This is a genomic window from Stenotrophomonas oahuensis (assembly GCF_031834595.1).
Classification (GTDB): domain Bacteria; phylum Pseudomonadota; class Gammaproteobacteria; order Xanthomonadales; family Xanthomonadaceae; genus Stenotrophomonas; species Stenotrophomonas oahuensis.
This window is the reverse complement of record NZ_CP115541.1, coordinates 3,785,977-3,810,176: the sequence shown is the minus strand read 5'-3', so window position 1 is coordinate 3,810,176 and position 24,200 is coordinate 3,785,977. Positions and strand designations below refer to the sequence as shown.

20 protein-coding genes are annotated in these 24,200 nt (G+C 64.8%); 8 read left to right on the top strand and 12 right to left on the bottom strand.

All coding sequences use genetic code 11. The annotated features are described in order from the left end of the window. Nucleotides 1-127 precede the first annotated feature (127 nt). Genes PDM29_RS17020 through PDM29_RS17010 form a run of 3 tightly spaced genes read left to right on the top strand, consistent with a single transcriptional unit; the run spans nucleotide 128 to nucleotide 3,197 of the window. Nucleotides 128-1,789: a phosphoethanolamine transferase gene (locus PDM29_RS17020; RefSeq protein ID WP_425508757.1), complete on the top strand. Its 1,662-nt coding sequence runs from the start codon at nucleotides 128-130 to the stop codon at nucleotides 1,787-1,789. Between the two features lie 35 nt (nucleotides 1,790-1,824). After that, nucleotides 1,825-2,559, top strand: coding sequence for an SOS response-associated peptidase (locus PDM29_RS17015; RefSeq protein ID WP_311191238.1), 735 nt, complete (start codon nucleotides 1,825-1,827; stop codon nucleotides 2,557-2,559). Next, a complete protein-coding gene (locus PDM29_RS17010; RefSeq protein ID WP_311191237.1) occupies nucleotides 2,559-3,197 on the top strand; it encodes a DNA-3-methyladenine glycosylase in 639 nt (212 codons plus the stop codon). The genes PDM29_RS17015 and PDM29_RS17010 overlap by 1 nt, the downstream gene beginning before the upstream one ends. Here the strand turns inward: PDM29_RS17010 and ligD are convergent. Next, nucleotides 3,186-5,726: a DNA ligase D gene (gene ligD / locus PDM29_RS17005; protein WP_311191236.1), complete on the bottom strand. Its 2,541-nt coding sequence runs from the start codon at nucleotides 5,724-5,726 to the stop codon at nucleotides 3,186-3,188. The genes PDM29_RS17010 and ligD overlap by 12 nt on opposite strands. 13 nt (nucleotides 5,727-5,739) lie before the next feature. Further along, the gene (gene ku / locus PDM29_RS17000) at nucleotides 5,740-6,660 is read right to left on the bottom strand and encodes a non-homologous end joining protein Ku (RefSeq protein ID WP_311191235.1); all 921 of its coding nucleotides are present in this window, start codon (nucleotides 6,658-6,660) and stop codon (nucleotides 5,740-5,742) included. Nucleotides 6,661-6,816: 156 nt separating this feature from the next. Between ku and PDM29_RS16995 the strand changes: the two genes are divergently transcribed. Continuing rightward, nucleotides 6,817-7,236, top strand: coding sequence for a YidH family protein (locus tag PDM29_RS16995; RefSeq protein WP_311191234.1), 420 nt, complete (start codon nucleotides 6,817-6,819; stop codon nucleotides 7,234-7,236). A 46-nt stretch (nucleotides 7,237-7,282) separates the two neighbouring features. On the opposite strand, the gene PDM29_RS16990 is transcribed toward PDM29_RS16995, so the two are convergent. From PDM29_RS16990 to PDM29_RS16980, 3 genes are read right to left on the bottom strand one after another with little or no spacing between them, the layout of a single operon-like run. Beyond that, on the bottom strand, nucleotides 7,283-8,839 hold the full coding sequence (locus tag PDM29_RS16990; protein ID WP_311191233.1) for an arylsulfatase: 1,557 nt from the start codon (nucleotides 8,837-8,839) through the stop codon (nucleotides 7,283-7,285). A gap of 45 nt (nucleotides 8,840-8,884) precedes the next feature. Further along, nucleotides 8,885-9,685 (bottom strand): transporter, encoded by an 801-nt coding sequence (locus PDM29_RS16985; protein ID WP_311191232.1) that lies wholly within the window; start codon nucleotides 9,683-9,685, stop codon nucleotides 8,885-8,887. Continuing rightward, nucleotides 9,682-10,485 (bottom strand): bestrophin-like domain, encoded by an 804-nt coding sequence (locus PDM29_RS16980; RefSeq protein ID WP_311191231.1) that lies wholly within the window; start codon nucleotides 10,483-10,485, stop codon nucleotides 9,682-9,684. The genes PDM29_RS16985 and PDM29_RS16980 overlap by 4 nt, the downstream gene beginning before the upstream one ends. A gap of 203 nt (nucleotides 10,486-10,688) precedes the next feature. Between PDM29_RS16980 and PDM29_RS16975 the strand changes: the two genes are divergently transcribed. After that, nucleotides 10,689-11,063, top strand: coding sequence for a hypothetical protein (locus tag PDM29_RS16975; RefSeq protein ID WP_311191230.1), 375 nt, complete (start codon nucleotides 10,689-10,691; stop codon nucleotides 11,061-11,063). A gap of 6 nt (nucleotides 11,064-11,069) precedes the next feature. Here PDM29_RS16975 and PDM29_RS16970 read toward each other — a convergent pair whose 3' ends face one another. Continuing rightward, on the bottom strand, nucleotides 11,070-12,428 hold the full coding sequence (locus PDM29_RS16970; protein WP_311191229.1) for a metal-dependent hydrolase family protein: 1,359 nt from the start codon (nucleotides 12,426-12,428) through the stop codon (nucleotides 11,070-11,072). Nucleotides 12,429-12,599: 171 nt separating this feature from the next. Between PDM29_RS16970 and PDM29_RS16965 the strand changes: the two genes are divergently transcribed. After that, nucleotides 12,600-13,196, top strand: a complete 597-nt coding sequence (locus PDM29_RS16965; protein ID WP_311191228.1) for a DUF308 domain-containing protein — start codon at nucleotides 12,600-12,602, stop codon at nucleotides 13,194-13,196. On the opposite strand, the gene PDM29_RS16960 is transcribed toward PDM29_RS16965, so the two are convergent. Genes PDM29_RS16960 through arcA form a run of 6 tightly spaced genes read right to left on the bottom strand, consistent with a single transcriptional unit; the run spans nucleotide 13,193 to nucleotide 22,989 of the window. Next, nucleotides 13,193-14,584, bottom strand: a complete 1,392-nt coding sequence (locus PDM29_RS16960) for a MipA/OmpV family protein (protein ID WP_311191227.1) — start codon at nucleotides 14,582-14,584, stop codon at nucleotides 13,193-13,195. The two genes, PDM29_RS16965 and PDM29_RS16960, sit on opposite strands and share 4 nt — an antisense overlap. A 9-nt stretch (nucleotides 14,585-14,593) precedes the next feature. Further along, entirely contained in the window at nucleotides 14,594-16,045 is a 1,452-nt protein-coding gene (locus tag PDM29_RS16955) for a DcaP family trimeric outer membrane transporter (protein WP_311191226.1), read from the bottom strand. Continuing rightward, nucleotides 16,045-17,469, bottom strand: coding sequence for an efflux transporter outer membrane subunit (locus PDM29_RS16950; protein ID WP_311191225.1), 1,425 nt, complete (start codon nucleotides 17,467-17,469; stop codon nucleotides 16,045-16,047). The genes PDM29_RS16955 and PDM29_RS16950 overlap by 1 nt, the downstream gene beginning before the upstream one ends. After that, nucleotides 17,462-20,572, bottom strand: coding sequence for a multidrug efflux RND transporter permease subunit (locus PDM29_RS16945; RefSeq protein WP_311191224.1), 3,111 nt, complete (start codon nucleotides 20,570-20,572; stop codon nucleotides 17,462-17,464). The genes PDM29_RS16950 and PDM29_RS16945 overlap by 8 nt, the downstream gene beginning before the upstream one ends. Continuing rightward, a complete protein-coding gene (locus PDM29_RS16940) occupies nucleotides 20,569-21,720 on the bottom strand; it encodes an efflux RND transporter periplasmic adaptor subunit (protein WP_311191223.1) in 1,152 nt (383 codons plus the stop codon). Before PDM29_RS16940 ends, PDM29_RS16945 begins: the two co-directional genes overlap by 4 nt. An 18-nt stretch (nucleotides 21,721-21,738) precedes the next feature. Then, nucleotides 21,739-22,989: an arginine deiminase gene (arcA, locus tag PDM29_RS16935; RefSeq protein WP_311191222.1), complete on the bottom strand. Its 1,251-nt coding sequence runs from the start codon at nucleotides 22,987-22,989 to the stop codon at nucleotides 21,739-21,741. Nucleotides 22,990-23,193: 204 nt separating this feature from the next. On the opposite strand from arcA, the gene PDM29_RS16930 reads away from it, so the two are divergent. After that, on the top strand, nucleotides 23,194-23,652 hold the full coding sequence (locus PDM29_RS16930; RefSeq protein WP_311191221.1) for an outer membrane lipoprotein: 459 nt from the start codon (nucleotides 23,194-23,196) through the stop codon (nucleotides 23,650-23,652). Nucleotides 23,653-23,667: 15 nt separating this feature from the next. Continuing rightward, entirely contained in the window at nucleotides 23,668-24,183 is a 516-nt protein-coding gene (locus tag PDM29_RS16925) for a DUF6491 family protein (protein WP_311191220.1), read from the top strand. Nucleotides 24,184-24,200: the final 17 nt, after the last annotated feature.

Genomic DNA, 24,200 nt, shown 5'->3' with positions numbered 1-24,200 from the left:
CGCAGTTAACGAATATCTAGCCCCGCTCCGACCGCAATCCGACCTCTCGGCTTCCAGAATCGCCGCCATCTTTCCAACGGCGGCTGGTCGCATGGCTCCTGCAACCCCCTCCCCTTCGTCGATCGCGCTGGACGCGTCAGTCGCAACCCCGGCACCGAAGACGGGCGTATTTGCCCGTCTTTCCGCATTTCGCCCGTCTCTGAACCAGGAAATGCTGATCCTGGTGGCAAGCGTGTTCTTCGCGCTGATCAGCAACGGCCCCTTCTGGAATGCCGCTCACGCGCTGCATCCGGGCAGCGTGCTGTTTCTGGTGTCGCTGGCGGGGGTACTGATCGCGGCCAACGGCCTGCTGCTCTCCCTGCTGGTCTGGCGCTGGACCGCGAAACCTGTGCTCACGGTGCTGCTGTTCGTCACTGCAATGGCAGTGCATTACATGACCCGCTACGGCGTCTACTTCGACGCCGACATGGTGCGCAATGTCCTGGCTACCGATGTCAAGGAATCGCGCGAGCTGATGACCCCCAGCTTGATCCTGCCGCTGCTGATCACCGCCGTGCTCCCTACGCTTCTGCTCTGGCGGGTTCGCATCGTGCCGCGTGCGTTCACCCGCACCCTGTGGGTACGCCCGGTGTTCATGCTGGGGTTGCTCGTGATCGGCGCGGGTTCGGTGATGCTTGCATCGGCCGACGTCGCCTCGATGCTGCGCAATCACCGCGAGATCAAGTATCTGGCCACGCCCATGAACTACGTTATCGGGCTGAAGCAGAACCTGCGCAGCAGCTCGCCCATCGCCAAAGCACCCAAGACCCCCATCGCGCAGGACGCCATCGTGGCTGCGCGCCCGGCCGGAAGCCGTCCGCGCCTGCTTGTGATCGTGGTGGGCGAGACCGTGCGCGCCCAGAACTGGGGTCTGAATGGGTATGCGCGCCAGACCACTCCCGAGTTGGCGCAGATCGGAGTGGTGAACTTCCCGGACATGCATTCCTGCGGAACGAGTACCGAGGTTTCGCTGCCCTGCATGTTCTCGCAGATCGGCCGGCGCAACTATGACGAGAAAGCCATCCGCGGACAGCAATCATTGTTGAACGTATTTGATCGTGTCGGTATTACCTCACTGTGGCGCGACAACCAGTCCGGCTGCAAGGGCGTGTGCGAGGGAGCCGAGTTCGAATCGCTGACCGATGCCCGTGATCCGTCACTGTGCAGGGAGGGTCGCTGCATGGACGAGATACTGCTGGCTGGCCTGGACGCAAAGGTGCGTGCCGTCCCCGGCGACCGCGTGGTGGTGCTGCACCAGCTGGGTAACCATGGCCCCAGCTACTTCCAGCGCTACCCGGACAACTTCCGCAAGTTCACCCCACCCTGTCAGAACCCGGAGCTGGGCAACTGCACGCCGCAGCAGATCACCAACGCATACGACAATGCGGTGCTGTACACCGACCATTTCCTGGCCCGCACCATCCATGAGCTGCAGGCGATGAGCGACTACGACACTGCAATGGTGTATGTATCCGACCATGGCGAGTCACTGGGCGAGAAGGGCTTGTACCTGCATGGGGTGCCTTACGCCATTGCACCCGCCGAGCAGACCTCGGTGCCGATGATCATGTGGTTCTCGCAACGATTCGCCAGCTCGCGCGGCCTGGACACCGGCTGCCTGGCGCAGCGCGCCCGTCAGCGGACGGACCATGACGTGCTGTTCTCCTCGTTGCTGGGGTTGATGCAGGTCAGCACCCGGGCCTATGACCCGACCCAGGATGTGTTTGCTTCCTGCATGAAGGCGACATGACAGGCGGATCACCCACCGCGCGGTAACCTTCGCGAATGCGCCGTTTTGCCCAAGCCTTCGTCGACGTGGACGCCTTTGCGCCCGGCCTTCCGGATCACCTCACGCTGGCCTTGGCCAGCGCGGTGCAGCGTTACAACATCGGCAAAGGCTGCCCGGCGGCGGTTCTGTTCGCGACGGATGGCGAGGATCCGTCGATCACTGACATGCAGTGGGGACTGGTACCGCGCTGGTCAAAGGAACCCGCGACACCCTACACCACGGTGACCGCGCGCCTGACCAAGGCACCGGGCAGCCGTCTGTTCGCCAGTGCCTGGGAGCACCGCCACTGCATTGTGCCATTGACCGGCTACTACAAATGGGACCGTGAGCGGAAACCACCGTGGCCGATGTTTGTACAGCGCCAGGACGGTCGCGCGCTTCTGGCGGCCGGACTCTGGGAGCGGTGGCAGGACGAAGCCGGCCAGGTCCTGGACAGCTTTACAGTACTGACCGATGCAAATCCGGACATCCCCGCCCCGCTCTCGCAGGATGGCCCCGTCTTCGTCTCGCCGCAGGTGGCGATGGACTGGCTGAGCGGTTCAATCAATACCCCCGCAGGAATGAAAGCCCGTGCCCGAACGGATGCGCTTGAGATCCATTACGTGAGCAAGGCCGTGCGCGACCCGAAGCAGGATGAGTACACCCTGCTGGAACCGGTAAGCCCGGATGAGTCTCATTCTGAGGAGAACGTGGCCTGGGACGGTGACGGCCTCGATGAGGACCAGGACTGATGACCGATATTGCGCTTGCCCCTGCGTGGATCCCGGCGGATTGGTCTGTGCTGCCACGGCGCTTCTATGCACGCCACCCGACCGAAGTGGCACCTGAACTCCTCAACAAGCTGCTGGTGCGCGACGACGGCCGTGCCGCGCGCATCGTGGAAGTGGAAGCCTACGCCGGCGGTGAAGACCCCGCCGCACACTCCTACCGGGGAAAGACGGCGCGCAATGCCACCATGTTTGGTGAGGCGGGCCATTTGTATGTCTACTTCACCTATGGCATGCACTGGGGCAGCAACGCGGTCTGTGGTCCCGTTGGTGAGGGAATGGGTGTACTGCTGCGTGCCGCCGAGCCGGTCAGCGCTCTCGATCTCATGCGCGCATCCCGTCCTGCGGCGCGTCGTGATCGCGACCTGGCGAGCGGCCCGGGCAAGCTGTCGCAGGCGTTCGGCATCACCCGCGCTCTGGACGGAGCAGATCTCGTTCGTGCCGATTCAGGCGTTGCGATCGTCAGCGACGGCGTAACGCCGCCTGACTCCCCATGGGTGGGGCCACGCATTGGCATCAGCAAGGCGGTGGAGATTCCCTGGCGCTGGTGCGTGCCAGACCATCCGCACGTGTCTGTCCGCCCCAGACGCTCACCGCCCTGAGGGCTTGCGCGCCCAGCGCGACAGGTTCTGCTTCAGCGTATCAATGCCTTCCCACGGATCCTTGCGCCGCCGTTTGAGCTTGGCCGGCACCGTCTTCAGGGTGAACGTATCGGCACGCTGCAGTTTGGACAGCTCGGTCCAACTGATCGGCATGGCCACAGGTGCCCCCGGACGCGCGCGCAGGGAATACGACGCGACCGCCGTGGCACCGCGCCCGTTGCGCAGGTAGTCCACGAAGATGCGCTTGTTGCGCAGGCTCTTGGTGGCTTTGGAAAGGAAACGGTCCGGCTCGGTCTCGGCCAGCGCCTCGGCAAAGCCCTTGGCGAAACGCTTGGTCAGCTCCCAGTCGCAGCCCGGCCGCAGCGGCACCACCACATGGAGCCCTTTGCCGCCGGATACCCGCAGGAACGACTCCAGCTTCAACTGCTTCAGTTTGCTGCGAATGTCAGTGGCTGCTTTCTTGACCTCCGAGAACGGCACTCCCGGGCCCGGGTCCAGGTCGAACACTACGCGGTCGGCGCGATCCGGCGATTCGGCATGACTCCCCCAGGGGTGGAACTCCAGCGTGTTGAATTGCACCAGTTCCATCAGCCCGGCGGCTTCGCGCACCACCAGGTAATCGCCCTGCGACCCACTTTCTTCCTTCAGTCGCACCGTGTCCACGATTTCCATCCCGGCGGTATGGTGCTTCTGGAAGAAGCACGCTTTCGCGGTGCCTACAGGGCAGCGGATGACCGACAGCGGCCGCCCGACGATCTCAGGCAGGATGTAGTCCATGATGGCGGTGTAGTAGTTCCAGACGTCCTGTTTGGTGATGCCGTCGTCGACGAACAGGACCTTTGTGGGCGATGAAAGCGACGGCATCTCCTTGGCCGCCTTCTTCGATCTTGCCGACCTTCTGGCCGCCTTCTTCTGCGGGCCTGTCGATGTGCCCCGATCACTGTCTTTCAGATCACTCACCTGCTTGTCCTCGCGTACCGCTTTCAATGACGGTTGGCGAAGCAGTTGCTGCCCGCCCATGCCCCGATAGAACACCTCCACTACGAAGCGCGGTTTGAACCAGGTGGCACTGCGAAGATCCGTGTCCATCTCAGGGATATGGACACTGGGGGTCTTGCTGCCGGCCTTGCCGATCAGTGCGCTGATCTCGCGCAACCGGGCGTCGGTGAAGCCTGTGCCTACGCGACCAGCGAAGCGCCAACCATGCTCGGCGTCGGGTCTGGCCAACAGCAGCGAGCCGAAGCCGGTTCGGCTCCCTTTGGGCGCGGTGTATCCGACCACTGCGAACTCGTCGCTGGCAAGTTGCTTGGTCTTGCGCCAGTCGTCACTTCGGCCGCCATGGTAAGCACGGTCCGCACGCTTGGAAATGATGCCCTCGAAGTGCTGCTCGCCCGCCATCTCGAAGGCCTTTGCGCCCTCGCCTTCAACGTGCGAACTGTAGGCCAGCTGCCGGGGGGAATCCTCCAGCAGCGACTGCAGGAGCTGTTTCCGCTCCAGCAGCGGTGCCTCTGAAACATCAACGCCATCCAGGTGCAGGAGGTCAAACAACGCATATGTCAGCGCGCCGTGGCGCTCACCGGACAGCGTGGACTGCAACAGATTGAAATCCTGCTTGGTGCCCTTGCCGGCGATCAGCTCGCCGTCCAGCGCGGCCGATTCCAGCCCCAACGCGGCCACCGCATCACGGATCTCCGGCACTTTGTCGGTCCACTCCAGCGCGTTTCGCGACCACAGTCGTACGACGCCTTTGTTGACCGTGGCCAGGATGCGATAACCATCCCATTTGATTTCGTGCACCCAGGCATCCCCCTGCGGGGGACTTTCGCCGAGCTTGGCCAACTGTGGCGCAAACGGTCCCGATGGCGCGCCGGCCTTCCGGGCCCCAGCCAATGCCAGCGCCCGCTTGGCCCAGTCCACGCGCCGCTTGCGCGCCTTCGGTGCCACAGTCGTCAGCCGCTTCTTGTGGGTCTTGCCGGTACCCGCGCGCTTGCGATCAGCCGCCGGGGCCGAGGTGACATCCGCCAGCAGGTCGTCGGCCTCGAGCGCGCCGGCGAACGCGTCGTTGTCCTTGAACAGCAGCCACTGTGGCTGCCGCGCTGGCTTTCCCGAGCGCACAAGATGCCAGCCTCCCTTGAGCTTGTCACCGAACAGCTCGAAGCGCAGGTGGCCCTTGGCGAGCTGTGCTTCGGCATCTCCTTCGGTTGACCACACCCCATGGTCGAACTGCGCCACATGCCCGCCGCCGTACTCGCCTTTGGGTATCTCACCTTCAAACCCGGCGTAGTCAAGGGGATGGTCCTCGACCTCCACCGCCATCCGCTTGACCTTGGGATCGTAACTGGGCCCCTTCGGCACCGCCCAGCTTTTCAGCGCGTCGCCCACCTGCAGGCGGAAGTCGTAATGCCGTCGGCTGGCATGGTGTAACTGGACCACGAACAGGGCGCGATGGCCGCGTGGCGCGGCTTTGCCCGGTTCGGGCTCACGGGTTTTGTCGAAACTGCGTTTGCGGCGGTACTCACTCAGGCTCATGCGACGCTTCCGGTCACGCGCGTTTGCGCGCCTTCGTCGCCGCCTTCTTGGCAGGTGCCTTCTTCGCTGCTGCCTTCTTGGTCGCCTTCTTCGCCGGTGCGGATTTCTTCGCTGCCTTGGTGGCCTTGGCAGGTGTGCGCCGGTTGCTGTCCAGGCTCTTCTGCAGCAGGGCCATGAAGTCCACCACGTTGGTAGCGGCATCTTCGTGGTGCTCGGGCTCCTCGAACTTCGTGGTGGCCCCGGCCTGCTTCATCCGCTTTTTGATGATGTCCGACAACCGCTCACGGAACTCATCCTGGTATTCAGCTGGATCCCAGTTGGAGGTCATGCTCTCGATCAGCTTCCGGGCCATTTCCAGCTCTTTGGGGGCCACCCGGTAGTCCTTGGCACTGCCTTTGGGCAGCTTGTACTCGTCCAGCGCCACCAGCTCCTGCGGGTAGCGCAGCAGGATCATGACCAACGCGTCTTCCTCCGGCATCACCGCACAGATGTATTCGCGGGTGCGGATCACCACCCGGCCGATGCCGACCTTGCCGGTGTCCTTCAGAGTTTCGCGCAAGAGCACATAGCCCTTCTCGGCCTTCTTTCCGGGAATCAGGATGTAGGGCTTTTCGTAATAGCGCAGGTCGATGCTTTCGGCATCCACAAAGGCTTCCACATCGATCGACTCGTGCGTTTCCGGTGCGGCGGCAGCGATATCTTCCTTCTCAATGACCACATAGCTGCCCTTGTCGTACTCGAAGGCCTTGACGATATCCTTCCACGGCACCTCTTCACCGGTGTCCGCATTGACCCGCTCGTAGCGGATCGGCTTCTTGTCACGCGAATCCAGCATGCGGAAGCTGAGGTCCATGCGACGCTCGCCGGACATGAGGGACACCGGGACGTTCAGCAACCCGAATGAAAGCGAGCCGGTCCAGATTGGTCGAGCCATGCCGCATCTCTTTGCAGGACGATGCCCTGTTGTAGGCGCGTACGGGTCGGTCCGACGTGAAATCGCGGTCCGGCCATGAGGATAGGTACTTTTACTCAGGACGCTGCAGCAGCGTTTCGTTAGATTGCGGAGGTCACGGATTGCAGCGTCCACGCCATGTCCACACCCGGTTCACATCCTGAGCACCCCGCCCCGTCCACCGGTTCGCTGTCCAACGACCTGGCACGTGGACGCACCCACATGGCCAATGAGCGCACGCATCTGGCCTATCTGCGTACCACTGTTTCGTTGATCGGGTTCGGCATCACCATCAACCGCTTCAGCACCTATCTGATCCAGAACGACCAGGCTCCGGCCGGTGGCCGCCTGCTGCTGCACGACGCCAGCAATGCGGGCTTTGGCATGGTGCTGCTGGGCTTGGCATTGCTGGTCTGGTCATTGGTGCGCTACTGGCAGGTCAGCGGCGATATCGAGCGCGGAGTGATCGTCACCCGTCACCGTGCCACGACGCTGTTCAGCCTCGGCTTGCTGCTGCTCGGCGGGCTTACGGCGGTGTGGCTGTTCACCGACCACTAGGCGGGCACCGCGCGCCGGTGCCCGCCGCTGTAGTGCCCGCCGGTGCTCAGCCTCCGGTCGAGGCTTCCGTCATCTTGGCCAGGACCTGGTCAAGACTGAAGCTGGCCGCCTTCTGCCGGGGCGGGAACTCCTTGAACGTACCCAGGAACTCCGCCACCCCGGCCTGTGCAGGCACCAGCAGGAAGATGTGCCGGAACATCCAGTCATAGAACGTATTGGATGTCTGCTGTGCCCGTTCATACGGATCCATGCGCAGATTGAAGATGTAAGGCGTGCGCAGCACGATGAACGGCTCCAGCCAGATCTTCAGGGTCGTCTCCACACGCTGTTCCAGGAACAGCATCTTCCAGTTGTCGTAGCGAAGTGCGGCAACGTCACCCTCGTCCGTGAAGTAGATGAAGCCCTTGCGCGGGCACTCTTCCACCTCGCCGGTCAGGTACGGCAGCAGGTTGTGACCGTCCAGGTGCACCTTGAAGGTCTTCCTGCCGATCTTCAGACCCTTCTTCAGTTTCGTCGCGATGGTGGCATCACCGGCCAGGGCCAGGATGGTCGGGAACCAGTCCAGATGACTGACGATTGCATTGCTCTCCGTGCCCGCTTCGATGTAACCCGGGTAGCGCACCATGCAGGGCACCCGATACGCGCCTTCCCAGCTGGTGTTTTTCTCCGACCGGAACGGAGTCATGCCCGCATCGGGCCAGGTGTTCATGTGCGGACCGTTGTCCGTGCTGTATTGCACGAAGGTGTTGTCTGCGATTCCCAGTTCGTCAAGAAAATCCAGCATTTCCCCGATGCACCGGTCGTGATCGATCATTACATCGTGATATTCAGACTGCCAGCGGCCCGACTGGCCACGGCTCTCCGGTTTGATGTGGGTCCAGGCATGCATGTGCGTGGTGTTGAACCAGACAAAGAAGGGTTCCCCAGCATCGTGCGCCGCCTGTATGAATGCCTTGGCCGCAGCCAGGAACTCCTCATCCACTGTTTCCATACGCTTGCGCGTCAGCGGTCCGGTGTTCTGGATCTTCTGCCCACCCTTCCCGTCTGCCCAGCAGTGGAGCACACCACGCGGGCCGTACTTCTTGCGGAACTCCGGAAACTCCTTGGGGTTGGGGTAGTCCACCTCCTCAGGCTCTTCTTCGGCGTTGAGGTGATAGAGATTTCCGAAGAACTCGTCGAAACCGTGCGCGGTCGGCAGGTGTTCGTCGCGGTCACCCAGGTGATTCTTGCCGAACTGGCCGGTGCGGTAGCCCAGCGGCTTCAGAGCCTCGGCAATGGTGATGTCTTCTGCCTTCAGTCCCAGGGATGCTCCTGGCAGGCCGACCTTGGTCAGCCCTGTCCGCAGGCCGCACTGACCGGTAATGAACGACGCACGGCCGGCCGTGCAGCTCTGCTCGGCATAGGCATCCGTGAAGATCACGCCTTCGTGTGCGATGCGGTCGATGTTGGGGGTCCGGTAACCCATTACCCCTTTGGTGTAACAGCTCAGATTGGATTGGCCAATGTCATCCCCCCACATCACCAGCACATTCGGCCGGCTGGGAGGGCTTGGGGTCTTCGGCTTGCGCGAACTGCCGGTCGACGGTCGTTTCTTTGCAGCCATGATGACAACTCCTGTGCCAGACGGGGCGGGCCCCGGAGCGCTTCTTCAGCGCGGGAAGAGCAAGGTGATTCCCAGCCGCAGACCCCAGTCCGGCCCACCACGTGGCGTTTCCAGGTACACCCGTACGCCGCCCTGGAAACTGAGCATCTGGTTGCCCAGCTTGCTCACCTTGGAATATTGAATGTTCAGCGGCACGGTCCATTGGCTGGCCTTCCAGTCGTAGGTCGATTCCACGTTGAAGGTCAGCGTGCGGCCGCCGCTGTAGGCTTTGGACAGAAACGGCTGAAGGAAGGTCGAGCTGATGTCGGCACGACGGCTGCCGGTGCCCGCCACGTCGGCCAGGTGATTCATCAGGGCCCCGTACGTCCAGCTCTTTTCCTGCTTCAGCAAGACTACCGTCGGTCCGGCGGCCCACGTATCTGCGCCCAGGTCGTCGGTGCCGGTGGGTATCAACAGCGCTGGCCCGATGCCCCAGATCACCCCGGATGAACCGGCCTCCTTGGGCGAAAAGAAGAAACTCTGGGTGATGTCGCCGATGCCGGCCTGATCGGTGCCCGGCACCACATCCTTCTGATAGGTCACCGGTAGGATGGTGCGCGAGATGACGTTCCAGTGTTCACCCATCGAGAACGGAGCGACCGGCTGGATATTGAGGTTGTGCCTGTAGCCATCCTGACCATAGGTCTGGTCATAGTTGTATTGGAAGGGAACGCTGATCAGGGCCGCGACAGGGTTGGACAGTTTCTTGGCCAGCTCGTCGGCGCTGTGCTCCTGCGCGGCAACCGGACAAGCCGCGACCGTCCCAAGCAGGCTTAGCAGAACGCCAAGGCACGAGGCGTGCGTCACGGTGCCTCCCCGTCACGCAGGCTGCGCTGCAGGTCCAGCATCGGCTCCTGCGGCACCTGGGTGATACCGGTGCTGGGCCGATCAAGGTCCAGAATCAGTCCGACCGCCAATGTCAGCAGCAGAAGCAGCAGCAACGTGCTGCGTCGCTGGTGCGGGCGTTCGTACCCCACCAGCCCCGCTGCGAGTACCGCGAACAGCAGCAGCATGCGCAGGATGCGGGGCGGAATGTGGTCCTGCCGAGCGGCGAAGCGTTCGGCGGCCAGGTCAATGGATTCATTGGTCGTTGTGAACAACAGCGACGCGCGCGGGGTATCACGGAAGCTCTGGGTGCCGGCGACCAACGCCTGCCACAGCTCATCCTGCAGTGCCACTGAACGGGCGTTCTGCTGGACCTCTTCTTCGCCGGTACGCGCATTGGCAAAGTCGACACGTGCATCCACGTAGCGCCGCAGCACGTCCTGCATTCGGGTCCGGTCGTTGCCATCCAGCAGATCGGTTCGCAGCCACGTGGTTCCCAGCGCATTGGCTTCCTGCACCACCAGCTGACGGCGCTCGTCATAGCGCCCGAGCGACAGCGAGAACGTGAAGCCGATCAGCAGCGCCAGCAACCCCAGCACGGACGTCATCGCGAATGCGTCGTCGTCCTTGCCCTCCTCCGGCGCAGACGTCCGCGCCGGGTGCCGTCGCCGCTGCCGGCGCGATACCGCCGCGCCGATCTCACGCGCGACCAGCAGCGCCAGCAGGAAACACAAGGTAAGCAGCCAAGGAGGCAGCGTTGGATAGCTGGCGGGAAGATCCATGAAGGCACCCGTGCAGGGAGTGTCGCGCCGGTGGCGTGTAAAGCTGAGCATGCGCAATGGCCCAGCTCATCGCGTCAGTAGTTCTACGGGTGATGTGCCAGTGAACGACGCAGTCACCCAATGCTGACCAGGCACTCCACACCGGCTTAATGTCAGGCACGCAACCCTGTATTTCCGATGGTTCCTGATCGAAGGTGCTGCCCATGCTGCCAGCCCCCCTGAGGCGCATTGCGACGCTGCTCTTTGACGATGGCGTGCTGCGTCTGATCTTTGAGAACACACGCAACCTGGCCGTGTCCTCGCTGGTAACGGCGGCGGGGCTGGAGGTGGTCCGTACCGGTCCAGCCGAGCTGGATCTGGCGCACCCGACCGCGGTGGGCTACGTGGTGACCGCCATCGGCGTTTGCCTGCTTCTGCTCAACCTGTTCGACGGGATCTGGCGGTTGAGTCGCCTCAAGTGGCATCTGGTCCTTCAGATCGTCCTCTGCTGCACCTACGCATTCATCTCCTGGCGAGTCGCCCAGCTGGTGCTGAGCTTCAAAGCCAGCGGCGGATTCGGCATGTCGGTCGGCAGCTGACCTGCGCTACGGCAACCCTTTTACCAGCACCCCGTCCTTCATGATCACCTCGAAGTTGCGCGCCGGGTCGGTGATCACACTGATATCGCTCAGGGGGTCGCCATTGACCAGCAGCAGGTCGGCCAGGGCCCCCTCCTCCACCACGCCCAGGCGACCCGCGTAAGGGCTGCGCTTGCCTGAGAGCGTCAAGAGTTGCGCATTGGTGCCGGTTGCCATGATCAGCGTCTCCGCGGGCGTGTACCAGCGCGTCAGGCTGGCCAGAATATGATTCTGTCGCGCGGCCAGGGCCCGGGAGAACAGCACGTCGGTGCCGAACGCGGTCTTCAGGCGGTACTTCTTCGCCAGTGCATAGGTCTGTTCGGTGCCGGCAAACACTTCCTGGGCCTTGTGCCATTGGTCCGAGTCGGGCGGGAACGCATTGGCCAGCTCCGGTGGCAGGGGCTGCGTGCTCAACCAGATGCCCCGGTCGCGCATGAGGCGTGCGGTGGCGTCGTCCATCAGGCTGGCATGTTCGATGCAGGGGATGCCGGCACGGATGGCACGCGTGATCGCTTCGGGCGTATAGGCGTGGACGGTCACATAGGTGCCCCAGTCCCGCGCCGCATCCTGGGCGGCGCGCAGCTCGGGCTCACTGAATGACACCACGTCCAGCGGACTGTGGGGGGATGACACGCCACCGCCGGCGGTCAGCTTGATCTGGCTGGCACCCCGCATCAGCATTTCGCGTACGCGAACCCGCACTTCATCCGGGGTATCGGCAATCGCGCTGTCGCCCACCACGTCATGGCGCGAGCCGGGTTGCCCAACCGCGCGCGGCAGGTCTGAAGCATCACGGAAGTCGCCGTGGCCGCTGGTGACCGTGATCATCGCGCCAGACGGAAAAATGCGCGGGCCTTCCGCCTGCCCGGCATCAATCGCGGCCTTCAATCCAAACACGGCACCGCCGACGTCGCGCACCGTGGTGAAGCCGCGCAACAGCGTCCGGCGGGATTCAGCGGCCGCCACGATGTTCAGGTAGCCGTTGTCCGCGCTCATCGCCGTCTGGATCGGAACGGCGGCAAACATGCTGTGCCAGTGCACATCGATCAGGCCGGGCATCAGGGTGCGCCCGTTGCCCTCGATACGGCGTGCACCAGCAGCTTCCAACGGCGTGGCGGAGATGCGGCTGATGCGGTTCCCTTCCACCAGCACGTGGCGCGGTGGCGTCAGCTGGGCGTGGGTTCCATCGAATATGCGCACGTTGGTAAACAGCGTGGCGGGGGCCACCTCCGGCGAGGCGGATTGCTGTGCAGCAATGGGCATCGCGATCAATACACCGATGCATGCCAGCGCGTGGGCCAGCAAACGGAGCAGATGGTGCGGCATGGCAGCAACGCCTCGATCCAGACCCGTTCACGGTATACCCGCCTCCGACCGCCAGGCATGGTCAACACTCAGTACTTCTACCGACTGACCGCCAGTGAATGACGCAACGCGCTTGCAGCCACGTAAATGCAGCGCCCTAATGGCACTCAGTCCATCGCTTGGAGCACCGGCATGACCGTCTTCTCCCGCCTCGGCCGCGAACCCGGTTCCATTGGCGTGGCCATGAAGGTGCACTGGCGCCGTTTGCTGATACTGGGGGTGCTGCTGGTTCTGGTCGGCATCGTGGGCTTGTATGCCGCCTCCCTGCTGGTACGCACGATGACCGTGTTGGTCGCCGCGCTGCTGGTCATTGCCGGTGCCCTGCAGCTGTCGCAGGCCTTCCTGCTGCGCGGCCTGCCCAGCTTTGCCATGACCATTGCGCTCGGTGCAGCACAGATCATTGGCGGCATTGCCATCTACACCCACCCGGAATGGGCAGCTTATGCGGTTGCCACCACGGTTGCCGCGGTACTGGCCGTCCAGGCGCTGGCCCAGTTCAGCCTCGCGTTTGGATTCAGTGACGGTGGCCGACGCTGGATCTCGCTGGTCTCCGGGGTAATCGCACTGGTCGCCGCAGTGATCTGTGTCACCGGTGTTGCCTGGGCCGGGCGGGCCGCGGCGTCATGGGGTGTCGGTTTGGCGATGCTGGCGATGGGATTGGCTTACATCGCCATCGCCCTGCTGGCCCGTCACGAGCGCGACCCGAAGCCGGATTCAGTGCCGCGCTAGAGCGCGGCCTCCAGATAGGCGTAGATGTAGTTGGAGCCGCCATCCACCGTGCCCAGCATCTGCGACGAGCCGAAGATGCCGGAGCGGTGCGAGATGCCCACGCCCAGATACATGTCGTGCCAGCGCCGGCTGCCGAAGATGTCACCCAGGCTGACGTCGATGCTGGGGTCCAGGTAGTTCAGCAGCTTGGAGGTATTGCGTTCGCGGCGTGCCTGCGACTGCACTTCGGCATAGGGCACCCGCTCGGCATAGGAGAGCCCGAAGCCGAAGCCGATCCGGGTCTTGACCCGATGTGACCACGGGAAGCCGTAGTAGAACCCCTTCATGTAAGCATCGATCTGCCAGGAATCCGGCTGATGGCCCTTCTCGTCGTGGCGCAGCACGCCCACATAGCCGACCAGGTCCAGCGGCCAGCCGTTCAATTCAGAAACAAACGGTCTGCCCACATGCACGCCCCAGATGTCGGTCGGGTCGACGTCGTTGAGGTCGGTGCAGCTGAAGGTCATGATCTTGACCATGTGGCAGCCGTCGGCCGAATCGCGACCGTAGAACACTTTGACGTAGGTGGGCGACGTGGGTTCGTCCCAGCGCACCTGGCCGTTGCCGAAGTCGTACGCCGCGCCCAGCAGCGCCCCCCATTGCACGCGGTCATCGACCAGCGGGCTGTTGCGGACCGAGCTGGATTGCTGGGTGGCATATACCCCACCGAGCAGGCTCCAGTGCTGGAGGAAGCGATAGCGCGCGTACAGGCCAGCTGTCACGTCGAGGCCGGAACCGGCGGCATAGGCAGGATGCTCTGCCGTGGACTCATACGGCTCAATGCCGAAGTAGTAATCATTGAGTTTGGAACTGCGCCATTCCAGGCTCAGCACCGGCTGCACGTCCCAGCGCTGGCCACGCCACAGATAGCCATAGCCCGCACGTAGTTCCGTTCCTTTGGAGGTGCTCGAGATGTCCTGGCGTACACTCAGATCCCAGGTGTGGCCCTGCTGCTTCCAGTAGTAACGCGCGCCAAGGTCGGCTTCGCCATTGCGGGTGCGAAGTCCTTCAAGAATCTCCGGCGTTTCGTCTTCGGGGTAGCCTTCCAGCCTTCGCTCGACGAACAGCTCCATCCCCTGGTCTTCCTGGGTGGCCAGGCGGACGCCGGCGGCATTGGAGCGCAAGAAGAAGCGCTCGCCTTCATACAGATACAGCGGCAGCAGGTCGACGCGGTCATCCGCCCCTTTGTACGGCGACGACTCCACCCGCATCAGGAACCCCAGCCCAGCGCTGCCGGGTTCCTCAAGCAGCGTGCCGAGCATGGCGTCCTGGGCGAGCGCCGGTGAGACGCAGCCCACCGCGACCGCCCATGCCAACAGCTGCCAGCGTCCGGTGCACTGCCTGCTCATGACACCCTCCTACTTGATGAAGTCGTACTTCAACGCGGTCTGTACACGGAACACATCGGCGCTGGCACCACCCTGTTCCTCCAGCTTGCCGTACAGCACTTCCGCACCCCAGCTCCAGCTCGGGGCCGGCTGCCAGATCAGATTGGCCGCGGCATAGTCGCTGCGCCGGAACACGGAAGGATCCAGCAACGCATCGCGCTCCAGGTACAGCCGGCTCCAGGTCAGGGTGGAATGCCAACGCTGCGACCAGCGGTGCGTGTAGCCCACCCAGCCGCCGTACTGCTGCAGAGTCTGCAGGTGGTTGTCCGCGTCCACCACCCCGTCCAGGTTCAACCCGCCCAGGTCGCCCAGATAGGCGGCGATGCCCTGCCCGCCCACCGCGCCGAACACGAAATAGCTGCCGCTGCTGCCTCCCCAGGTGCCACTGAAGGCCAGCCCGCCGGCGGTGGTGCTGTCGCTGCCTTCGCCACTGTTGCGCGCCGAATCGAACGCCAGGTAACGCAGCACCCCGGCCAGCTGCACGCTGCCCCAGTCGGCTTCGTGCCGTGCGGCCAGCACCAGGTTGGGTGCGGCGGTCCGCGACTGCTGGGTCGCGCCGTCCAGCTGCAGCTCGGGCGGCCGGTGTTCGGCGGCAATGATCAGCTGGTTGCCGCCGCGCAACGGAATGTACTGGCGGATGCTGGCCAGACGGGCCGACGGCGAAGCACCGGGGCCGGCAAAGTCCAGGGTGTCCGGGCCGGAGTCCAGGTCCATGAACGCCGACCAGCCAAAGCCCGCATAGGTATTGCCCAGCTGCCCGTACGCATGGCGCAGGCGGTAACCATAGCTGCCGCCAGAGCCGAAGAAATCGTTCTGCAGCACGAAGCGCAGCGGCCCGGCACCGGTGTCGCGGCGCGCTTCGATGGTGAACCGGGTCTGCCGTGCGTGCATGTTGAAGCGTGCTTTGTCACGACCGCCGTCGACCGGGATCTCAGAGGTAATGAACATATCGCTGTCGCCCGCATCGCCGTCGTCATACATCGCATCCAGCTTGGCGTAGCCGCTGAGGCGCAACCAGGTGGAGGTGCCCGGCAACGCGAAGAAGCCTTCCAGTTCATCACCCGGTGGCACCTCGTTGTCCATGCGTGCAGCGGCCTGATCGTCCTCGTCGAACGGATCGCGTGGCGGCAGCGGCGAGATGCTGACGTTCAACACCGTCGGCGTGGCCACCGCAGCTGGAGCGGCCGGCACCACCGCTGGCGCGCTGGCGGCGCCGGGTGCCGCAGCCACGCCAACCGGCGCTGCCGAGGGTGTGCTCGTGGTCTGCCCCCCTTCCAGCGCCTGGATCCGCGCGGTCAGCTGTTCAACGGTCTGGCGCAGGCGCTGGATCTCCGCATCCTGGTCGGCATCGCGGGTCTGGGCTGCAACGGTGCCGGGCAATGCAACGCTGGCCAGGCACAGCAGGAAGAGTGGAAGGCGCATCAGGGGCTCCTCGTCAGTTGGCCGCCACCCAGTGCGGCATAGAGGTTCACAGCGTCCTGCAAGGCGCTTGCACGCAGTTGCAGCAGCGCTTGTTCGGCGGTGAAGTGGTTGCGCTCGGCATCCAGCACCTCCAGATAAGGGGTCAGGCCCACCTCGTAGCGATCCTGTGCGGTCTCCACCAAGGCCTGCTGTACCTGCACCGCCTGCAGCTGCGCCGCGATCTGGCGGTCGTTCTGTTCGGCGGCGACCAGGCCGCTGGCCACCTCGCGGAAGGCGTTCTGCACCGTGGACTGGTAACTCACTTCGCGTTCGTCGCGGGTGGCTACCGCTGCGTCAACGCGTGCCCGGCGTGCGCCCCAGTCCAGCAGCGGCAACACCGCGCCGGCCCCGAACGACCACACCCGGTTGCTGTCCGACACCAGCCCGGAAAGATCGCTGGAGGCGTAGCCCCCTGCCCCGGTCAGCGCGATCAGCGGAAAGTACAGGGCGCGCGCCGCACCAATGTTGGCATTGGCAGCGCGCAGCTGCTGCTCGGCCAGGCGCACGTCCGGGCGTGCCTCCAGCAGCTCCGATGGCAGCCCGGGTTGCAGTCGGGCCAGTTGCGCATCCGGCTCCAGAGGCCGTCCTGCAGGCAACGTCGGAGGTAGCGGAGTGGCCACAAGGAACTGCAGCAGTTGCACCGCCTGGCCATGGCTGCGTCGCAGCTCAGCCAGCTGGACTTCGGCCTGTGTCACCAATGCATACGACTGGTTGAAGTCCACCGAAGAAGTGAGGCCGGCATCCATGCGCAGTTGCGCCAGTTCACGCGTTTCCTGCCGACTGGCCAGTGAGCGCTCGGCCAGCACGATCCCGGCTTCGCTGGCGCGCACGGCGTAGTAAGTGGCGGCCACGGTCGCGATCAGACTCAGCGCGGCCGCATCACGCGCTTCAGCAGTGGCCAGGTACTGGCGGCGCGCGGCTTCGCTGAGATTGGCCACGCGTCCCCAGAAGTCCAGCTCGAACGCGGGGATGCCCACCTGCACGGCATAGCTGTCCACGGTCACCCTGGCCGCGCCATCCGCTGCGCTCACGGGGGTGCGCAGGCGTTGGCCTGAGCCGCTGATTTCCAGTCCAGGCAGCCGTTGGCTGCGCTGGATGCGGAATTGTGCGCGGGCCTGTTCCATGCGTGCCACGGCCGCGGCCAGATCCCGGTTGTTGCGCAGCGCCTGTTCAATCAGGCCCTGCAGCACCGGGTCCTGGAAATAGGCGGACCAGCCGATGGCCGGCGCGTTCGTGCCGCTGTCCTGCACCGGCACCTCGCCCGAGGTCAGGTAGGACGCCGGCACCGCAACCTCGGGGCGCACGTACGGCGGCGCAAGATTGCAGCCGCACAGCGCGGTTGCTGCCAGCGCCAATATCCAGGCACGTGCAGGCCGGCTACGCATCGGCCTTCTCCGCCGACCTGCGTCGCAGCAGGTAGTAGAACAGCGGCGTGAAGAAGATGCCCAGCACGGTCGCACTGAGCATGCTGCCCAGCACACCGGTGCCCACCGCCTGTCGGCTGGCGGCACCCGCACCGGTGGCAATCACCAGCGGCACCATGCCGACGATGAAGGTCAGGCTGGTCATCAGGATCGGACGCAGGCGCTGGTGTGCGGCGCGCAGAATCGCCTCGCGCGGGGGCACGCCCTGCGCCTCCTCATCCAGCCCGAACTGCACGATCAGAATGGCGTTCTTGGCCGCCAGGCCGATGATGGTCACCAGCCCCACAGTGAAGTACACGTCCGCCGACATGCCACGCGCGGCCGTGAACAGCACCGCCCCCAGAATGCCCAGCGGCACCACCAGCAGCACGATCACCGGGGTGATCCAGCTTTCGTACAAGGCGGCCAGCAGCAGGAACGCCACCACAAAGGCCAGACCCAGCAGCAACCCGACCTGGCCAGACGCTTCCTGCTCTTCGCGTGCGGTACCGGTCCATTCAAAGCGCACGCCTGCCGGCAGCACGTCGCCCGCGATGCGCTCCATCTCCCGCATCGCTGCGCCGCTGGAGACACCCGGTGCCCCCTGCCCCGATACCGTGGCGGACAGGAAGCCGTTATAGCGTTCTACCTGCTGCTCCCCCACCGTCCAACGCGTACGCGCGAACGCCGAGAGCGGAACCGACTGCCCTTGGCTGCCGATCACGCGCAGGTCGCTGACATCCTCGGCGCGCATGCGCTGCGCGGCATCGGCCTGCACGAATACCCGCAACACATTGCCCTGGCGGACGAAGTCATTGACGTACGCCGACCCGAACAGAATGCCCAGTGCCTGGTTGGCCTGGCTCAGCGGCACCCCTAGCGCGCGCGCCTGGGTGCGGTCGATGTCCACGAACAGCTGCGGTGCGCGCGGCATGCCTTCGGGGCGAACGCCGGCCAGCAGCGGGCTGGCGGCCGCCTGCGCGGTCATCGTCATCGCCGCAGCATTGAGCCCGCTGCTGCCGACACCGGCGCGATCTTCCAGCTTCATGCTGAAGCCCGAGGCGTTGCCTAATGCCTGGATCGCCGGAGGGTTCAGTGCGAATACCTGTGCCTGCGGAATCTGTGAGAACGCCGCATTCATCCGTTGCGCCAACGCCATCGCGCCCTGCTCCCGCCCGCCGCGCTCGGCCCACGGATGCAGGTCGACGAACGACATGCCCACCGCTTGGCCCTGACCAAAGAAGCTGAAGCCGACCACCGTGGCCACGTTGCGTACCTCTGGCTGGCGACGAAGGATCGCCTCGGCCTGCTCCGCGGCGGCGCGGGTACGTGCCATGGTGGCACCCGGCGCGGCGTTGTAGGCCACGAACAGGTAACCCTGGTCCTCGTCCGGCAAGAAGCCACCGGGCAGTCGAAGGTAAAGCAGCGCGGTGATCACCACCACGATCACGAATACCGCGATCCATAGCCAAGGCCGCAGCAACATCCGCCCGACGCCACTGGCGTAGCCCTGGCTGCTGCGCTCCAGGCCCGCATTGATCGATGCGAACACGCGCTGCACCGGGCCTTTTCGCGCTGTTTCGGCGCGCGGCCGCAGCATCGCCGCGCAGATTGCCGGAGCCAGGGTCAGCGACAGCACGGTCGATACCACCAGCGACACGCTCAATGTCACGGCGAACTGCCGGTAGATGCCGCCGGCCGAACCCGGAAAAAACCCCATCGGAATGAACACCGCCAGCAGCACCAGAGTGGTGGCGATGATCGCCCCGCTCAGTTGACCCATCGCCTTCGCGGTCGCATCGGGCGCGGGAAGGTCTTCCTCGCGCATGATCCGCTCGACGTTCTCGACGATCACGATCGCGTCGTCGTTGAGGATGCCGATCGCCACCACCATCGCGAACAGCGACAGCAGGTTGATCGACACGCCCAGTGCCAGCAGCCCGACACAGGCCCCCAGCAGCGAGATCGGCACCACCAGGGTCGGCAGGAACATCGCCCGCCAGCTCTGCAGGAACAGCAGCACCACCACCGACACCAGCAGCATCGACTGCACCATGGTCAGGGCGACGCCGCGTACCGATTCGGTGATGAACGGCGTGGTGTCGAACGGGGTTACCCACACCATGCCCTCGGGAAAGCTGGCCTCCAGCTGCTGCAGGCGTTCACGCACGGCGGTCGCGGTCGACAGCGCATTGGCCCCAGATGCCAGCGACACCGCCAGACCGGCGGTGGGACGGCCATTAAGACTGAGGTTGAACGCATAGGTGTCCTGCCCCAGCTCGACCCGGGCCACGTCGCCCACGCGTACAGTGGCAGCGCCGGGCGTGGCGCGCAGGATCACCTGGCGGAACTGTTCGGGCGTGCTGAAGCGGCCGCGCAGCACGATCTGCGCGGTGGTTTCGGTCTCGGCCGTGGTGGGCTGCAGGCCCAGCCCGCCACCGGCAGTCTGCGCGTTCTGCTCACGGATCGCGGCCATCACTTCGCCCGGGGCGATGCCATAGCTCAGCAGCTTTTCGCGGTCCAGCCAGATCCGCATGGCATAGCTGGAGCCAAACAGGGAAACGTCGCCGACGCCGTGCAGGCGACGCAGTTCATCGGCCACGTTGTTGGCGGCGAAGTCACCCAGCTCGAGTGCCGAGTACTGGTCGCCTTCCGACTGCAGCGCGATCAACATGAGGAATCCGTTGCTGGCCTGGGTGACGCGCACCCCCATCTGCCGCACTTCGTCGGGCAGACGCGGCTCCACCCGTGCCAGACGGTCCTGCAGCTGCGCGCGTGCCACGTCCAGGTCGGTGCCGCTGCGGTAGGTCACCCGGATCTGCGCCGTGCCATTCGCACGGCTGGTGGATGACATGAACAGAAAATCGTCCACGCCATTGAGTTCATTCTCGATCACCGAGGTCACGGTGCGGTCCAGCGTCTGTGCATCGGCCCCGACGAAGGTGGCCGAAATGCTCAGTGACGGCGGGGCCACATCCGGGTACTGCTCCACCGGCAGGCGGCTCAGCGCGATGGTGCCGAACAGGATCGCAAACAGGGCGATCACCCAGGCCAGTACCGGGCGGTCGACGAAGTAGCGGTTCATCGCGGTGCTTCCTTGGGCGACGCCACGCTGACCGGTTGCCCCGGCTGGATCTTGTGCCAGCCATCCACGATGACCCGCTCACCGGGCTTCAGCCCTGACTGCACCACCCAGCGCCCGCCCGACTGCCCCGCCAGCATCACCGGCCGCCGCATCGCGATGCCGTCGTCGGTGACCACCATCACGCTGGATTCGTCTTCGCCCACCTGGATGGCACGTTCCGGCAGGCTGATCCCGTTCGGTACCGTGCCAACGGTCAGGATGCCGCGCACGAACTGGCCCGGCAGCAAACGCCCTTCGGCATTGGGCAGGCGTGCACGCAGGGTGCGGCTGCCGGTAGCCGGATCGATCGCGGTTTCGCTGAAGTCCAGCACACCCGGCGTAGAAATGGGCGTGCCGTCATCCAGCAGCACCGTCACCGCCACCTTGCGGTCATCGGCCAGCACCACGCGTCCCGCCGTAATGCCCCGCTCCAGTTCGTTCATGGCGATGTGCGAGGGATTGAAGATCACAAACACCGGGTCGAGCTGGTCGATCCGGGTCAGCAGCGTGGCCCCGACGGCGCTGACCAGTGCCCCCTCGCTGACCTGCGCGCGACCGGCACGCCCGGCAATCGGCGCACGCACGGTGGCGTGGTCCAGCTGTAGAGTGGCGCGATCGACCGCTGCCTGCGCTTCCAGCAGTGCCGCATCCGCCTGCCGGAACGACGCTTGCGCCGACTCGTACTCCTGCACGCTGACGGCCTTGCGCTGCACCAGCGCCGACAACCGCGCACGCAGTGCGGCCGTTTGCGCGCGCGCGGCCTTGGCCGACGCCAGCGAGGCACGCGCCTGCTGCAGCCGTGCCTGCAGGTCACGCGGGTCGATCCGGAACAAGGGCGCGTTGGCGGCCACATCGGTGCCGTCCACGTAAAGCTGGCGTTCGACGATGCCGTCGGCGCGCGCACGCACTTCGGCCGAACGCGCGGCCTCAACCCGGCCAGGCAGCTCCACCAGATTGGGCACCGCCTGCGCGGTCACGGTTTCAACGTCCACCCGCACAGGGGGGCGCTGACCGGCGGCTGGCCCGTCCTCACGTCCGCAACCGGCCAGCGCCACGGTCAACACGATCAACCACGGCCAGCACTGTGCCCTGGATCGACGGATACCCATCGCAGGCAACTCCCGCTGTTAGAAAGCCACCGCGTCGCGGATCAACGGGCAGGTCATGCAATGCCCGCCGCCGCGCCCACGTCCAAGTTCGGCACCGACAATGCTGATCACCTCGATGCCTTCCTTGCGCAGGCCGGTGTTGGTGGCGGTGCTGCGGTCGTAGGCCACCACGACGCCGGGCGACATCGCCACCAGGTTGTTGCCGCTGTCCCACTGCGAGCGTTCAGCGGCGTAGCGGTCGCCACCGGATTCGACGATGCGCAGCTTCTTGAAGCCCAATGCCTGGGCGACCACATCATTGAAGTGGCCCTTCTCGAACACGATCTCGAAACCGGGTTCCTTGTCGCTGGGGTACAGCGAGACCGGATGGATCTGGTCGACAATGCCCGGGAACACCGTCACTACATCGCGGTCGGCGAAAGTAAACACCGTATCCAGATGCATCGCCGAGCGCAGTTTCGGCATCACCGCGACGATCACCCGGGTGGCGGCTTTGTTCTTGAACAGCGACTGCGCCAGCTGGGTGATGGCGGTGCGCGAGGTGCGTTCGCTCATGCCGATCAGCACGATGCCATTGCCGGCAATCAGCACGTCGCCACCTTCCAGGGTGGCGTTGCCATGGTCCTGGGTGGGGTCGCCGAACCAGATGGGGAAATCAGCCGAGGCGAAATCCGGATGGAACTTGTAGATGGACGTGGTGAGAATGGTCTCCTCATGCCGCGCCGGCCAATACAGCGGATTCAGGGTCACGCCCTGGTAGATCCAGCAGGTGGTGTCGCGGGTGTACAGCGTGTTCGGCAGCGGCGGCAGCAGGTAGCCCACCAGGTCAGGCACCTCGCGCACGGCCTGCAGCGTGGGACCACTGAAATCTTCGGGCAGGTCGACCACGCTGAGGCCACCGATCAGCACTTCGGCGAGCTTCCGCGCAGGCAACCCCTGCAGGTAGGAGCGGACCTCGGACATGAACTCCACGCCCACTTCATTGGCGTTGATCTGGTGGTCCAGGATCCAGTTGCGTGCTTCTTCGATCTCGACCGTCTCGGCGAGAAGATTGTGCATCTCCACCACCTCTACACCGCGATCGCGCATCTTCGACATGAAGTCAAAGTGGTCGCGCTTGGCGTTGTCGACCCAGATCACATCATCAAACAGCAGGTCGTCCTTGTTGCGCGGTGTCAGCCGCATGTGCGCCAACCCGGGCGCACATACCATCACCTTGCGCAGGGTTCCAACCTCGGAGTGGACGCCATAGACGGGGGCGTTGGACATGTGAGCTTCTCCGCGACGGTAGATGAATTGATCCTAGTCGCCGAAGACGCGCAAGCGATCGCGTTTAGGTAGAAAGCAGTAGAAATACCGAGAGGGGCTGCCTGAAACACTGAATTCGCACTGCCCGATCCACGCGCATACTCCTTCACCAAGGCAGCCGGTGTACGCACCGCGCATTTTCTCCCCTGCTCCAGGAGACGCATCATGAAGCTTCGCCCCATCACTCTTCCCGCGCTGCTGGCCGCCACACTGCTGGCCGGCGCATGCTCCACCCATACCACTCCCAGCACCTTCAACCGATCCGAGGTGGGTCGTGCGCAGACTGTGGAATGGGGCACGATCCAGGCCATCCGTGACGTGCAGATCCAGAACGACTCGCGCGGCGTGGCCACCGTCACTGGCGCGGCCATTGGCGGCATCGCCGGCAGCACCATCGGCGGTGGGCGCCGTGCCAACGCGGTGGGTGCCATTGCCGGTGCTGCCGCAGGCGGTGCTGCGGGTAACGCGCTGTCCCGTTCGGCCCGCAACGGCGTCGAGATCACCGTGCAGCTGGAGAACGGCCGCACCGTAGCCGTGGCCCAGGACGGCAGTTCCGCGGACTACCGGGTCGGCGACCGCGTCCGCGTCTCCAGCGACGGCGTCACCACCCGCATCAGTCGCTGAACGGAGCCGACGGCCATGCGTATCCGGACGCTTCTGGCAGGCATGACCCTGGCGCTGGTCGGGTGCTCGACCACGCCTTCGATGACCACCGATCAGCGCATCGCGCTGTACTTCGAGCATGCGGGTCCGCCGGTGCAGTCCTTCCGCCTGACGCGGTTCGTCCGACATACGCAGTGGACGCCACTCGGCGACCGGGCATTGGCAGTATGGATCAGCCAGAGCCGTGGCTACCTGCTGCAGTTGCGCGGCCGCTGCACCGGATTGGCCATTGCCCACACCGTCCAGATCACCAACTCGTTTGGAACGGTCAACGCGCGGTGGGACAGTGTGATCCCGCGTACGGTGAGTGTCGCGATGCCACAGTCCTGTCGCATCATGCGCATCCGCCCTCTGGACGGCACCGGTCTGCGTGATGCGCGACGGGAAATGCGGGCGACCGTACGCTCTGATCGCCCCGCCGATGTGGTCGAGGACACCGGTCCGGATGTCAGTGACCGGCCCGGCGACTACCTGCCCACCTCGGAGCCATGATGGGAGCGGTGCGTCGG